Annotated in this window: 17 protein-coding genes; 8 read left to right on the forward strand and 9 right to left on the reverse strand. The window is 48.0% G+C overall.

The features are described 5' to 3' along the window. Positions 1–191 precede the first annotated feature (191 nt). From IC229_RS26210 to IC229_RS26230, 5 genes are all read right to left on the reverse strand, one after another. Entirely contained in the window at positions 192–461 is a 270-nt protein-coding gene (locus tag IC229_RS26210; protein WP_190890506.1) for a hypothetical protein, read from the reverse strand. Continuing rightward, the gene (locus IC229_RS26215) at positions 458–874 is read right to left on the reverse strand and encodes a hypothetical protein (protein WP_190890509.1); all 417 of its coding nucleotides are present in this window, start codon (positions 872–874) and stop codon (positions 458–460) included. The genes IC229_RS26210 and IC229_RS26215 overlap by 4 nt, the downstream gene beginning before the upstream one ends. Beyond that, positions 864–1,277: a hypothetical protein gene (locus tag IC229_RS26220; RefSeq protein WP_190890511.1), complete on the reverse strand. Its 414-nt coding sequence runs from the start codon at positions 1,275–1,277 to the stop codon at positions 864–866. The genes IC229_RS26215 and IC229_RS26220 overlap by 11 nt, the downstream gene beginning before the upstream one ends. Further along, the gene (locus IC229_RS26225; RefSeq protein ID WP_190890513.1) at positions 1,274–2,014 is read right to left on the reverse strand and encodes a S24 family peptidase; all 741 of its coding nucleotides are present in this window, start codon (positions 2,012–2,014) and stop codon (positions 1,274–1,276) included. The genes IC229_RS26220 and IC229_RS26225 overlap by 4 nt, the downstream gene beginning before the upstream one ends. Before the next feature lie 161 nt (positions 2,015–2,175). Further along, entirely contained in the window at positions 2,176–2,427 is a 252-nt protein-coding gene (locus IC229_RS26230; RefSeq protein ID WP_223834204.1) for a helix-turn-helix domain-containing protein, read from the reverse strand. A 31-nt stretch (positions 2,428–2,458) separates the two neighbouring features. On the opposite strand from IC229_RS26230, the gene IC229_RS26235 reads away from it, so the two are divergent. Next, the gene (locus IC229_RS26235; protein WP_190890517.1) at positions 2,459–3,067 is read left to right on the forward strand and encodes a hypothetical protein; all 609 of its coding nucleotides are present in this window, start codon (positions 2,459–2,461) and stop codon (positions 3,065–3,067) included. 93 nt (positions 3,068–3,160) lie between these two features. On the opposite strand, the gene IC229_RS26240 is transcribed toward IC229_RS26235, so the two are convergent. Beyond that, on the reverse strand, positions 3,161–4,801 hold the full coding sequence (locus tag IC229_RS26240; protein WP_190890519.1) for an autotransporter outer membrane beta-barrel domain-containing protein: 1,641 nt from the start codon (positions 4,799–4,801) through the stop codon (positions 3,161–3,163). A gap of 219 nt (positions 4,802–5,020) precedes the next feature. Here IC229_RS26240 and IC229_RS26245 point away from each other — a divergent pair, with 219 nt between their 5' ends. The 6 genes from IC229_RS26245 to IC229_RS26270 all read left to right on the forward strand — a co-directional run bounded on the left by IC229_RS26245 (position 5,021) and on the right by IC229_RS26270 (position 9,030). Beyond that, positions 5,021–5,425 (forward strand): hypothetical protein, encoded by a 405-nt coding sequence (locus IC229_RS26245; protein WP_190890521.1) that lies wholly within the window; start codon positions 5,021–5,023, stop codon positions 5,423–5,425. Between the two features lie 23 nt (positions 5,426–5,448). After that, entirely contained in the window at positions 5,449–5,841 is a 393-nt protein-coding gene (locus tag IC229_RS26250) for a hypothetical protein (RefSeq protein ID WP_223834205.1), read from the forward strand. After that, positions 5,841–7,889 (forward strand): hypothetical protein, encoded by a 2,049-nt coding sequence (locus tag IC229_RS26255; RefSeq protein WP_190890525.1) that lies wholly within the window; start codon positions 5,841–5,843, stop codon positions 7,887–7,889. Before IC229_RS26250 ends, IC229_RS26255 begins: the two co-directional genes overlap by 1 nt. Before the next feature lie 191 nt (positions 7,890–8,080). Beyond that, positions 8,081–8,377 carry a hypothetical protein gene (locus IC229_RS26260; protein WP_190890526.1) on the forward strand — a complete coding sequence of 99 codons (297 nt, stop codon included), beginning with the start codon at positions 8,081–8,083 and terminating at the stop codon, positions 8,375–8,377. Between the two features lie 3 nt (positions 8,378–8,380). Then, positions 8,381–8,680, forward strand: coding sequence for a hypothetical protein (locus IC229_RS26265; protein ID WP_190890528.1), 300 nt, complete (start codon positions 8,381–8,383; stop codon positions 8,678–8,680). A gap of 2 nt (positions 8,681–8,682) precedes the next feature. Continuing rightward, the gene (locus tag IC229_RS26270) at positions 8,683–9,030 is read left to right on the forward strand and encodes an HNH endonuclease (RefSeq protein ID WP_190890530.1); all 348 of its coding nucleotides are present in this window, start codon (positions 8,683–8,685) and stop codon (positions 9,028–9,030) included. Between the two features lie 216 nt (positions 9,031–9,246). On the opposite strand, the gene IC229_RS26275 is transcribed toward IC229_RS26270, so the two are convergent. Then, positions 9,247–9,759 (reverse strand): YcxB family protein, encoded by a 513-nt coding sequence (locus tag IC229_RS26275; protein WP_190890532.1) that lies wholly within the window; start codon positions 9,757–9,759, stop codon positions 9,247–9,249. A 232-nt stretch (positions 9,760–9,991) separates the two neighbouring features. Between IC229_RS26275 and IC229_RS26280 the strand changes: the two genes are divergently transcribed. After that, positions 9,992–10,453, forward strand: a complete 462-nt coding sequence (locus tag IC229_RS26280) for a hypothetical protein (RefSeq protein ID WP_190890533.1) — start codon at positions 9,992–9,994, stop codon at positions 10,451–10,453. 304 nt (positions 10,454–10,757) lie between these two features. Here IC229_RS26280 and IC229_RS26285 read toward each other — a convergent pair whose 3' ends face one another. After that, positions 10,758–11,126 (reverse strand): phage terminase small subunit P27 family, encoded by a 369-nt coding sequence (locus tag IC229_RS26285; protein WP_190890535.1) that lies wholly within the window; start codon positions 11,124–11,126, stop codon positions 10,758–10,760. Positions 11,127–11,395: 269 nt separating this feature from the next. Further along, on the reverse strand, positions 11,396–11,713 hold the full coding sequence (locus IC229_RS26290; RefSeq protein WP_190890537.1) for a hypothetical protein: 318 nt from the start codon (positions 11,711–11,713) through the stop codon (positions 11,396–11,398). Positions 11,714–11,794: the final 81 nt, after the last annotated feature.

Consider the following 11,794-nt stretch of genomic DNA (forward strand, 5'->3'; position numbering starts at 1 on the left):
CCGTTAACAGATTGGAGGGCAATCAGGCTGATAGCCATTTATTAAAAACAAATTAAAGGTAGGCTATTTAGCCAGAAGAGGATAAGTCCCCTTGGCTGTTCATCTGTACTTTTGAGCGAACGGTTCGAAGCAAAAAAAACGCCAGCCCCAACCAGAGCCAGCGTTTCGTGTATTCATTGCGTTCTTTCGTCTTAATTCAACCTACATACATGATTATAATGCTCAACCGAAAAGGCAATCTCGTACTGGGCTAACTTCTCCCGCAACAGATTGATCTGCTCTTTCTGGGCATCGATCAGATACCCCTGCTCGGTATTGGTCTGGTACAGCAGATCGTTCATCTCCCGCAGATGGCGGTCAATCTCTCGAAGAATGGAAGCCGATTCCTTGAGTCTGGCTACCCACTCCCGCAGTTCGTCCAGATCGTTGCACTCGTAAGGATTGCGGTTGTATAACGTCATGACCCGATCCGGTTAGAATTAGCTGAAGCAACGGGAGCCGCTTCAGCATCGCTTTGAATTGGATAGAGTTGATAGAATCGCTCCATCATCTGTTCAGCAGTAAAGAAAGGACCAGCCTTTTGTCTCAACTCCTTTTCAATATCCCGCAACTTATGCCAACGGTCATAAATAGCATCTCGTATCAGGAATTGCGCTACCGTTACCAGTTCCATTGGGTTCGTGGCTACTTCCCTACGTTGAGCAGGCATCCCCAGTGCGAAGGGGCCAGACCATTGCCGATTGATGTAAATCCAGACTTTTACCTCTCCCTGGGCGGCTGGCAACTCTAGAGGAGGGCCAGCTTTGGGCTTTTCGCAGAACCGAAAAAAGATTTTCACTTTTTCGTCTTTACCGTAAGCAAAATCAAATCGCATGGAGTTGGCCCTCCTCGCCTAGAGTTTGCGGAACAAATAATCCTGCTTTTCTCAGGACCATTTCGCCCGTAATCGTTACGTTTCTTTGCATTAGCTCCAACCAGGCAATAACTAGACTATCCCGCAGGCTTTTGAGCTTTTTGCTCAGATTAAATCCTGCCCGATTGGGTGCGATCTTGGCGTGTTGCTGCCAGGTATCCCGACTACATTGAATCTCGGTTGGATAGGGGCCAAACAGTTCGTCATTCAGGGCAATGAATAGCTCCACATTGCCCTCGGCAAAAATGGAGGCTTTGCCCGGAATGAATTTATAGTAGATCCGTATCGGGTGGATGGCCTGTGGAGGTATCACTAAGCGGGTGGTTTGTGCCAACGGGCTAGGTAGTTGCTTTGTCCCGTTCATATCACCTCACGATTTAGCAGGTAGCGCACCTGAGCCAGATACCGAAGGTCAGACAGTAGCAGCGTCTCTTCCTGACATTCAGGATTGTCAGCCAGTAGCAGAATAGAGTTGCCATCATTATGGGCAATTCGGCCAATCAGGTATCGGCGGGGTGTGCAGTCCGGGCTAGCAATGACTACACCACTAGCCTGTGCGTACTCGGATGGATCGTAAGCCACAATAACCAGTTCAGCCCCTGCCAGAATCTGGGGAGCCATGCTGTCGTTAGGAGCCAGTACCAGCCCTGTCCGCTGTTCTTCCTCTTCAGTCAGGTCTAGACGGTTCAAGTAATCAGGAGCTAGCCTGAGAGCGTAGCGGTCGAATAAACGGAAGGGCTCCTGCCGTTCTCCATCCTCAGAGAAGGTTGGCAAGCCATCAATGGGATAAACTTCGTTCAGCGTATCGATCAGCAACAGCACAGCATGTAGCTGGTCTTTGTCTCCCTCTTCTGTAAGGGTTTCAGCGGGCGTAGCTAACCAGTGGTGGAGCAGGTCACCCACTGCTTGCAGGGGATCGTAATTACCCCGAGCGGTGAACTTGTCACAGAGTTCGAGCAGTCGGGCCTGCGCCTGAAAAATGCGGGGATTGATGGCGGGCTCACTTTGAGCCGCAGGGGTGAGAGATAGGCCGTTTTTGGCCGGTTGTGGAGGGGTATTTGCATAGTTGCCCCTACCCACGTAGTTTTGCACCGTGTTCATAGAATTAAGCGTTTTGTGTGACACATGACCCCAGCACTGCTACCGTCGAAAGTTTCAAGTGCTGGGGTTTTTCATGTCTAGCAGACGTACTTCACCTGCTTTCTGGTTACAATATAGAAACAAAATGTGAACTACAGTTCACATTGCTAGGTAAAAAAATATTACACGAAATTGATTTGTAACTGTTTGCCAATAGCCATTGCTACCCGTTCTAGTGTTTCCACCGAATGTCCAACTTTTCTAGTTTCCATTTTAGTTACTGCGGAAACAGTTATTCCCATTTTTTCAGCCAACTCCTTTTGAGTCAAGCCAGCTTTTTTTCTTGCTTCTTTGATCATTTGTCCTGTATGTTGTGTAGGGTTAGACACCAGAAGTAAAGTACCATTTGGTGTAAAGTTAAATTCTTTAGTCAATAGGTTTATCATTCCACCATATTTTATGCATATGAAATATCTACTTATAGTTTTATTAACTGCACTGTCTATGACAGCAAAAAGCCAACCCTACAAAGGCTTTCACTTACAGCTTGGCGGAGGAATCGCTTTACCTAACGGTAATAACAGTAAAAATGGTTATCTGATTTCAGTAGAGCCGAAGCTAGGATTAAATAAAACATTCGATGTTTACCTTCGATATGAAGCCGCGACAATGGTTCGAGGTTTTCAAGGGAGGCCCGGAACTTATTTTAGTGAAGAAGCGCAAACTATCCAGTCTATAATGGCAACAGGCAACTGTACAATTACAAATCCAGCCGGATTGCGACCATTCGTTGGGGTGGGTTTAGGGATATTTTTTGTTCCAGCAGTAAGCGTTGGGAACGGCGGTGGTTACTGGACATACGGCTTTGATAATTCTGGTATATACTTGGGCGCAATGATCCGTGCCGGTTTAAAAGCTGGGAGGATCGTATTGGGAGCAGACTATAATTTCATACCAGACTCTCAGTCTTCCCTCATTGCCAGTACAGGAGGGGCAGGCTCGGCTTCATTAGCACTGGTAAATACCTATTTGGCAATAAAATTGGGGATAGATATTGGAGGCAAAAAACAATAGTATCCGGCATGAAGTTGCCGGATATATTCCCGCTGGCACTAATCTAGCCTCCCCCTCAAAAACAAGGATATTTTTCCTCTCATAAGGGTATCTCTATTTCTTCTCCAGAAGCTGTTTAACTAGCGCCTTGAGTTCGTCGATCTCTTTCTTGTGCTGTAATTCTAGTTGATCGATACGCGCTTGCTGCTGCTGAATTATAGCTTCCTGTTTACTGGCTTTCTTTTCCTGCCCAATACTGTACAAGGTCAGCTCCTCAATCTTTTCCAGAAGTTTAGCGTCCATTTTGGCTACGTCAACACCCTTCTCAACGACTTCTTTGGCCGAGGGTACACCCGGCAGGTGTTTGTTATCCTGTATATACTTTTCCACCTCTGCCAACCCTTTCAGGCTGTACCCTTCATCAAACACCTTATCGCTCCAATCGCTCGTATTCCTAACCGCTACTTTCACTTTCTCGGTTAGAATCCCCTTGCTCACAAATAGGTTGTAATCCGATGGGGTCTTGCTGACACCCTCCCCAATAATAACCGCATCGTTCTGAGTGCTTTGCAAAAACGAACCGTTACGTTGCCATAGGAATTCACTAACCCCCTCACGAGTTGAACCGTTTGTACTCACCAGAATCACATCCCCATTTTCATTAACAGACAGCACTTTTGTTGCATTCGTGGCTGTAGCCGAGTTCGTGCTTTTCAGGTTGGTGAAGCGTAATCCCGACTGACCATTCGTGCCGTGGGTAATCTCCAGCTTATTGCCGGGAGCCGTGTTACCGATGCCTACTTTCCACAGAGGATTGGGAGCACCTAACACAATCGCATAGTCGGCCGAAACCTGGGCACCTACCCCGATGGCGGTGGCGTTATTGACGACGGCTCCCGATGACACTCCTGCATTCTGGCCAATGAAGGTGTTGCTCTGACCCGCCCCATTCCCCGTAAAGCCAGCCCCATTGCCGATATAGGTATTGTTCAGGCCAGTGGTATTGCCGTAGCCCGAGCCATTGCCAATGAAGGTGTTGCCTGCCCCCGAGGTCGTTTGCTGGCCGGATGAGTTGCCCATGAACAGGTTGTAGGAGCCGTTGCTGCTGACACCTGCGTAGGAACCCAGGAATAGGTTAGCGGTGCCGGTGGTATTGGTGTAGCCAGCCTGATAACCAATGAACACGTTATTACTGGCGGTAGTGTTAGTAAAGCCTGCCCGATTACCTAAAAACACGTTGTTGTCGCCTGTCGTGCTACTATAGCCAGCAAAAGGCCCACTAGATACATTATAACTACCTGTGGTGTTGTTGTACCCCGCAGAATTTCCACTAAATACATTATCATCACCCTCGGTATTGTTATATCCCGCATAAGCGCCGGTAATTACATTACTTCCACCTGTGGTATTTCTATACCCCGCTCTCATGCCGATAAAGGTGTTATATGAGGCAGATGTAGTATTGTAACCCGACTCCTTGCCTAGAAACACATTATACCCACCGATTGTATTATTCTGACCGGCTCCCGCCCCAAAGAAGCTGTTATCTTTCCCGAGGGTTAAGGCAGAACCAGCATTATAGCCGACGATTGTATTCCGATCACTCGTTACGGATGGAGCAGCGTTAGGACCGACCAGCGTATTGTTTGTTCCACGAGTAGTATTGTTGGCTGTATTGGCCACATAGTTGCCCTGAGCCAGTAGCAAGCCAGGTAAAAGCAGGGGAAGGGCAACGAAGGTGAAGTGCTTAATCATACAAGGATAGTTTAACGTGAGGAGAGATTTAAAAATAGCTTACTACAAGGCAGTAATTTACAAAATCGACTTTAACAAGATTACACTTTTGATCAACCGGCATTAAAAGACTACGTATATACATAATCGTAATTGTTTTCCCAGATATCACCTTAATTCCTTGCTGGTTAGTTGTGTCATTATTATATTTACCTATATATATAATTTAATAGAATAATTATGACAACGGAAGCACTATCCGGCGAAATCACCAAAATCGGCAAGTCTGGCCGCAACTATACCTTTGGGTTTGGCTGGTCATTCCGCTATAACCTTGAACAGGTATACGGGGACGGTCTGGTGAACCTGACCGAAGAGAAAGACGAGGGGTTTGCTGTGGCCAACGTGCTGATCAGCGCCCTGAAAGCCAAGTCTGTTAACCAGATGAAAGAGACCATTTCCAAGCAGGAAATGTATGAGCTGTTAGACGACTTTGACGAGGCCACCACCCGCGAGCTGGTACAGGCAGGCAAACGGGCATTGGGGTTTATCAGCCGGGTGCTGGGCGTGGCCGAAGAGGACGTAAAAGCACTGGCACAAAAAGCCGTAGAAAACCAACCCCAACCGACTGGGACGCCCTCTTAAGTCTGGCCATTGGCGAGATGGGGATGACTCCTCAGCAATTCTGGGATATGCCCCCCTCGGTATTTGTTCAAAAAGTAGAGGGATACTACCGACGGGAGAACCGCGCTGCTTACTACTACCGGGAAACGTACGCGCTGCACTACAACCTCAATCGGGGCGAAAAGAACCCGGCGATTACAGGCGAAGACGTATTGACCTTCTTAGGGGAAAAGCCCAAACGGGAGCGAAAAACTAAACCAATGGTCTGGACAGAGGAAGAAATAGCTAAAGCCGAGTTTCGGGCGAATGGCTGGCAGTGGCCACCTCCCGGCGATTGGCGACAGGCAAGGATAGCCTTACATCGTGGCGAACCCTGGTCTCCAGTAGAAGAAAGCACCATAGACAACGACTCAACACCTACTAACCAAGAAAGCTAATGGCAGGGGCCGTAAATATTGTACTCGGTGTAATTATTACCGACTTTGTCAACGGCTTTAAACAGGCCGGACAAACCAGCTCACAATTCAGCAAACAGATTAAAAATGACTTCAATGGATTAAGTACCATCGGGAAGTCATTAGGTAGCCTGTTTGCGGTCGATCAGGTTATTGGTTTCGGGCAGGAACTCCTGAGCACATCGGGCAAGTTTGAGAAATATAATTCCATTCTTAAAAACGCCCTCGGTAGTCAGTCAGCCGCCCGATCCAGCTTAGGCCAACTCACCGACTTTGCCGCTGAAACACCCAACCAGCTAGATGAGTTAACCGGCTCGTTTATCAAATTCGTCAATCGGGGCTTAATCCCATCGAAACAGCAGCTTACTAATTTTGGCGATCTGGCAGCCTCACAGGGCAAGGGATTCGATCAACTGACCGAGGCCATACTTGACGCGCAGTCCGGCGAGTTCGAACGGCTAAAGGAGTTCGGTGTTCGTGCCTCTAAATCCGGCGATCAGGTGTCTTTGTCGTTTAAAGGACTTACGCAGACCGTTGGCTTAACTAGTGAGGGAATTACCGGCGCAATTCAGAAGTTCGGACAACTCTCCGGTGTAGCAGGCAGCATGAGCGCCGTTGCTCAGACGCAGGAGGGGCTAGTTAGCAACCTGGGCGATGCTTACGACCGTTTGCTGGTAGCGCTGGGCGATGCCGGTATTTCGGGAACATTTAAGCAGGTGGTGAGCGCGGCTAGTTCGTTGCTGGGTGTGTTTACCGACTTAGTGGCAAACTCCCCGGCTCAGGAACTACGAAAGCAACAGGTAGAACTTAACTCGCTGGTAGGGGCTATCGCTCTGGCCAATGATAACGAGACGGTACGCCTGAGCCTGATTCAAAAACTCAACCAGGATTACCCTGAATTTCTAGGTAAGATTGACGCTGAATCGGTTTCGACTGAGTTACTATCCAGGCGACTGGCTGACGTAAATGCACAGTATGAGCGAAAGATCCGGATTGCATTAGGTGAGGAGAAGATCAAAAAAGCCAATGAGGAGTTAACCGATTCGATACGTCAGCAAAGTACCGCTTTGCAAATACTAGCGAGGGAATCAGGCAAAACCGAAATTGAGCTTGAGCGCATGAGTCAGGCTGATCGGGTGGCTTTGGCGAAAAAGATTGCCGCGCGACAACCTCAATTTATACAAACGCCTGGCGGGCTGGCTCCTGTCAGTAACCGACTTACAGCACTACCTAATGACCTTGTCGAGGGGTTGGCGAAACAGAAAAAAGCGGAGGCTGAACTTGCCAGACTCACACAGGAGAACGCAGAGCGTCAATCCGATTTAACGACCGCAACGGTTAACGGATACAAAGAGCAGATTGCTCAGGTACGCGAACAGATCAAACTAGGACGCATTAAAAAAGCGCAGGGCGAGGAGGAGATTAAGCGGCTGAACGATCAAATCAGGATCGCACAGGGTAAGCCCCTGGCTCCAGTCAAACCTCCCGTTATTACGAAACCGGAAAAAGAATCCTATACCAAGCCACTGACTGAACTGGAAGAGTTGGAGCGCAAGCTAAAAAACCTTCAGGAGTTTAAGCAGGATAACGCCCGGTTTGGCATAACCATTGCCCCCGAAACCCTTCGGGAAATGGAAGCCCTGGAAAATCAGATTAAGCGTATTAAGGGTGAGTTCGTGGGTATCAAACTACTGGACAACATTAAGCCTTTAGCGGACGCTGTGCAGGGATTTACATTCACAACCAACGTACCGACGCTACCCGGCGCTGATGCTCTCAAAGATAAGTTAGACGACTTCTACGGCGATCTGAGGCAGTACCCCTCTTTTCTGGGCGACCTACGTGACCAGTTAGGTAATGCCGGTGGTGATCTATTCAGCAAAGCCAGTGAAGGTGTCCGTAAATCAGTTGACGGTATGGCGGATACGTTTAAATCTGCTAAAGCTGCGCTGACCGATGGGTTGCTTAATGCTGGCGCTGAGTTTGGCGGGGTGTTCGTCAGTTTCACATCGAGTATAGAGGAGGGCTAAAACGCCCTGAAAGGTGTCTTAAAGACAGTTCTGGATTTGCTAGGCAACTACGCTATTACCGTAGGCAAAGCGCTGCTGCTTACAGGTGTTGTTTTCCTGTCCAACCCATTTACTGCCCGATAGGTGTTAAACAGATCATTACCGGTGGGGCGCTGCTGCTCGCCGGTGGAGCCGTTAAAGCGTTGGGGGCTGTGGCACTGGCGAAGGGTGGACTGGCGAAAAATCCAACATTAGCCCTGATCGGGGAGAGTGCTCAGGCCCGGCGCGGTGGTGGTGAGTTTGTGGCTCCGGTTGCACTTGGTGCCGATCTAATCACCGAGCGGATAATGAAGAATCTGAAAGCGAATACGCCCGAAAATCGTTACAGCAACCTAAGTCCCGCTATCGCTACTCAGCGTGTAGAACTTGGTGGAGAGGTTAGGGTAGACGGGCACGATTTACGAATTGCACTAACGAGAGCATACGACGATCAAAACCAATACTCATAAGCCATGAACACAAAACCAGACTTCTCCTTTCAACTCATTAGCCAACTTAACCCGCCAATAGTCGGTAGTATGCTGGCTCATATTAAATCGAGTTATCGGCCGTTACCGCTGCCCGATCTGGCAGGCATTACCGGAAGGTTGCCCCAACTACCCGCTATCAATAGTATAGTAACGGCTAACGCTGAGGTTGGAAAGTTGGCGGCTCGGCTCATTAGCCCGCCTATAGGCTTGGATATAGATCGGTTTGAAATTGACTACCCCAGAATAAACCCCAACATCCACAAACTACTTGAACAGCGCTGACTATGCCCTACAAGAACAACCCGGAACGCCCCTGGATGAAGAAAGCCCCAGCCAGAAAGTACCACTGGGGTGAAACCAAGAACGGGGTAGCTAAAAACTTCTACCGCAATGCCCCCTGGAGAAAACTTCGTAAGGCTAAACTTGAAAAGGATCCTATTTGTGAGCATTGCTACCAACAGGGAAAGGTAACGCCCGCAACTGTTGTTGACCATACTAAACCTGTTCGACTGGGGGGTGAGCCGTTGGATATTGATAACACGACGTCGCTTTGTGTGTCGTGCCACAACCGGAAGAGTGCCAGCTCATCGGAGCGCTACACGCCAACGCCTAAGTCAGGTAGGGAGGGGTAGGTCAAATCCCTGAAGGGGTAGCCTGCGACACCCGGTTGCCTAAGCAAAAAAAATCGGTGCCAAAATTAATTTGAATTTGCCGTTTTTCCTGGGATAACATCCTGAAATTTAGTGAAATGCCTTTATATATTTTACTGAATAATTACCCTTTTTAAGGCAAAATCAGCCTAAAAAGGGATAAAAAGAAGTAGAAATCAACCGAAATAGGATGGGCAGCTACCGAAATTCTAGTTTCAGGCCGGGGATTGCGGCCAGTATCCCTTTCAAGCCGGCAAGCTGCTCAATGGATAAAGCTCGCCTAGGAACGACGTGGGCCAATCCCTGACTTACCCGAAACAATATAAACTCCTTCGTCTCCCTTACCTCATGCAGCTTGGCGTAATCCAACCGGGTGGAAAAGCTCTCACCTTCCAACTGATAATTAGTCTGGTCAAACGTGTAGGTAGTTGTTTCGGTGATTTGGGCGTTGTTTTCAACTAACTTCTTTGATTGACGCCAAACGATTAGTTCGGTTCCGAAGATCAGATATACACCTATGAGCAGGGAAAAACCACCAGTAAAGATCGAATAGTGGCCCGCATAGAGATTACTAAACAAAATCGATAAGCTAATCAGCGTTACCAGGATGCCTATACCCTTCGTTAGTTTTGTAATAAAAAGGCTTCGGTTAATGGCTATTAAGCCCTTATAGAGTTCTTGCTGGGAGAGTTTAAACGTAGTTTGAAACATGAACTTAGCCGTGGTTGATGTGTGGAGAATGGTAAAGATTAGCAATATAAAGCACTTACCACCAAGGCGTCAAGAAAAAATCGGGGCAAAAATTCAGTACAGTCTATTCCTACAACTCAGGCGTACTTACCGGCCAGTTAAGAGGGCTTACTTAGTAGCGAATATTTGCTCTGGCTTAACAGGCGAAAAAACAGAGTATTTCGTTTTGGTCTTGATTAGACTCCTCAAGCTAATGACTTCGCACATTAAGCTGGCCCGCTTATCGCTTTTGGCCATCGTTACTTTCCTGGGCTGTAAGGCTGATAGACTCAACTTGCCCGAACCGGCTACATTGATCGTGGGTACTTACCAGGCTGTAGATCCTGCGGCCCTTTTGACAATCAAGGGGGATAAGGTCATACTGACCGTCAAGCGGGTAAGTGCGGATATCGTGGACGTCAAGATGCAGGCTTACCGCAACAATCAGCCAGCAGATAGTCTAGTGTATGAGCGGGCAAAGGTGGTGCTCAATACCGTTCCAACTAGTTTAAAACAAGGCTGCGTGAGTCCTTACGTATCGTTAGCCTTAGGAGCGCGCCCGGAAGAGCTAAGCGCCAATTGCAGCGAGGAGGATATTGTTACTTACAAGTATGTTTATATCCCTGCTGGCCAGCAAACAGCGGCTATACTAAGTGTAAAATTCAAAAGCCTGTAATGGGCAAGTTGGAACACCCGCTCAGGCTGTTGAAAGAAATCCGGGTCATAATTGATCAAAAATACCCCACCGTACGTTTCGTCCTGTTTGGTTACTTGTGTCCAATTCACTCAGATTAATCCCTTCTGCTTTCAAGTGCCTGTAGAGCGACTTAATCGATACTGGTCTTTGAAAAGGGAACCGTTCCAGGGCGATAATTAATATCTCCTCCTGACTCTTTTTTTGAGGGTGAAACTCATAATAAGCAGGCAGAAAGAAGTCATGAATAAAGATCTGAGTAACCGTCGGCTTTGGGTTCATCGGTCTAGCTTCTGCGGTTAAGCAGTTCCGCCAGTGGGTCTTCCTCCTCTTTCACTGGTGTACCAATTCGCGTTCTGGCTGAAGGCGTGAAACCAAACTGACCGGCAATCTTCAAGGCCAGATCAGCGGCTTTATTGGCAATGCCGAGCAGCGGATTAGGTTGCAGGGCACCATTAGGCGTAGTCACTACCAGTTCATTACCCTCCCGTTTCATTTCTTCCTGAGCCTGCCGGAAGATACCAACCTGCTGACAGTACATCGCCAGCATCGATAAATCCATCGTGGACAGGATGCGTAAAGCTTCTAACTCGGCTGTTTGAGTATACCACTCATCTTTGGCGTAGTCGGTTAACCACTCCGGGGGCGTAGGCATGGTTTTAAGTAGCTCTGGTTTTGCCTCGTTAGGTAAAATCCGATCAGTTCTATCGGTCCCCGAAGTACCTTTATAGCGGTTGGTGTTGCTGGTCGCATTGGACATATGAATTTTAAGTGAACCCCTTATGGAGTTTTGACAGCGAATGTGTGAAACTGGACAAGCGGGTGTCGGAAGCAGATACTCTAGCGATTTATCATACCCCTCCCCTCTGTTCCTTTAATGCTATCCAATAGCTAAGTTAACTATATATACAATCAATGTAAACTTTAGTTAGACGTAGTGAGTGGATACCGTGTCAGGTCGCTAGTTAGCTCTTCATTCTTCGCATAGTACAAACCCGCAAAGGTCATTCTGAGTATAGCATCCAGGGTTTCCAGGTCCTCTACCAATACGAGCAAGTCACGGATTGTAAACAGGGCGTTAGTCAACGCGTCAATCTGCTCACGGTTAAGTTCATAGTGTTCAGTTTCCTGCTGCAACTCAACGGCTAGTAGGTGCAGCTTATGGCCGTAGCGCTTAATAATGGGATCTGTGATGCGTTCGGGCGTTTCAGCCTCTTCGTCTTCTTCACTGAGGTCTACCATGATTTTAAGGGGTTAAGCAAAAGTAATGGTGTATTCTTGACCGACCTGACTTAGAATGCGCTCGACCGCTTTGCGCAGGCT

Origin of the sequence: Spirosoma profusum (assembly GCF_014699005.1) — a bacterium.
In the GTDB taxonomy this organism is placed as follows: domain Bacteria; phylum Bacteroidota; class Bacteroidia; order Cytophagales; family Spirosomataceae; genus Spirosoma; species Spirosoma profusum.

Coding starts and splice junctions, on each gene's coding strand:
- IC229_RS26250 (WP_223834205.1), top strand. CDS start 5,449: ATGACTCCTCAGCAATTCTGGGATATGCCCCCCTCGGTATTTGTTCAA.
- IC229_RS26245 (WP_190890521.1), top strand. CDS start 5,021: ATGACAACGGAAGCACTATCCGGCGAAATCACCAAAATCGGCAAGTCT.
- IC229_RS26290 (WP_190890537.1), bottom strand. CDS start 11,713: ATGGTAGACCTCAGTGAAGAAGACGAAGAGGCTGAAACGCCCGAACGC.
- IC229_RS26220 (WP_190890511.1), bottom strand. CDS start 1,277: ATGAACGGGACAAAGCAACTACCTAGCCCGTTGGCACAAACCACCCGC.
- IC229_RS26280 (WP_190890533.1), top strand. CDS start 9,992: ATGACTTCGCACATTAAGCTGGCCCGCTTATCGCTTTTGGCCATCGTT.
- IC229_RS26255 (WP_190890525.1), top strand. CDS start 5,841: ATGGCAGGGGCCGTAAATATTGTACTCGGTGTAATTATTACCGACTTT.
- IC229_RS26235 (WP_190890517.1), top strand. CDS start 2,459: ATGAAATATCTACTTATAGTTTTATTAACTGCACTGTCTATGACAGCA.
- IC229_RS26215 (WP_190890509.1), bottom strand. CDS start 874: ATGCGATTTGATTTTGCTTACGGTAAAGACGAAAAAGTGAAAATCTTT.
- IC229_RS26225 (WP_190890513.1), bottom strand. CDS start 2,014: ATGAACACGGTGCAAAACTACGTGGGTAGGGGCAACTATGCAAATACC.
- IC229_RS26275 (WP_190890532.1), bottom strand. CDS start 9,759: ATGTTTCAAACTACGTTTAAACTCTCCCAGCAAGAACTCTATAAGGGC.
- IC229_RS26270 (WP_190890530.1), top strand. CDS start 8,683: ATGCCCTACAAGAACAACCCGGAACGCCCCTGGATGAAGAAAGCCCCA.
- IC229_RS26285 (WP_190890535.1), bottom strand. CDS start 11,126: ATGCCTACGCCCCCGGAGTGGTTAACCGACTACGCCAAAGATGAGTGG.
- IC229_RS26240 (WP_190890519.1), bottom strand. CDS start 4,801: ATGATTAAGCACTTCACCTTCGTTGCCCTTCCCCTGCTTTTACCTGGC.
- IC229_RS26265 (WP_190890528.1), top strand. CDS start 8,381: ATGAACACAAAACCAGACTTCTCCTTTCAACTCATTAGCCAACTTAAC.
- IC229_RS26210 (WP_190890506.1), bottom strand. CDS start 461: ATGACGTTATACAACCGCAATCCTTACGAGTGCAACGATCTGGACGAA.